1 protein-coding gene is annotated in these 490 nt (G+C 58.4%); it reads right to left on the reverse strand.

Annotated features, from left to right (window positions below; translation table 11 throughout):
* Positions 1 to 490 (reverse strand): efflux RND transporter permease subunit (locus tag GVL52_RS28625; RefSeq protein ID WP_200847976.1); only part of this gene is annotated, 490 nt, incomplete at both ends.

Raw genomic sequence — 490 nt, forward strand, 5'->3', positions numbered from 1 at the left:
CGACAAGTGCCGCGACCACGGTAAACGCCATGGGATGGAACATCTTTCCTTCGACGCCAGTGAGGGCGAAGATCGGCAGGTACACCACCATGATGATGAGCTGACCGAAAAGAAGGGCGCGGCGAGACTCTTTGGACGCCAGAAACACTTCGTGGAAGCGCTCGGCCCGGGTCAGTGGTCGACCATGGTGGGCTTGGGCGTGCGCCAGGCGGCGAACGCAGTTCTCCACGATCACAACCGCTCCGTCAATGATGATGCCGAAGTCCAGCGCTCCAAGGCTCATCAGGTTGGCGCTGACCTTGTAGTTCACCATGCCGGTGAACGTGAAAAGCATCGACAGCGGAATCACCGTTGCCGTGATCACCGCAGCCCGGATATTGCCCAGGAACAGGAAGAGAATCACGATCACCAGGATCGCGCCTTCCATGAGGTTCTTCTTTACCGTACTGATGGCCTTGTCCACCAGGACTGTGCGGTCGTAGACAGTGAC

Source organism: Rhizobium sp. 18055, from assembly GCF_902706285.1.
Taxonomy (GTDB): Bacteria; Pseudomonadota; Alphaproteobacteria; order Rhizobiales; family Rhizobiaceae; genus Rhizobium.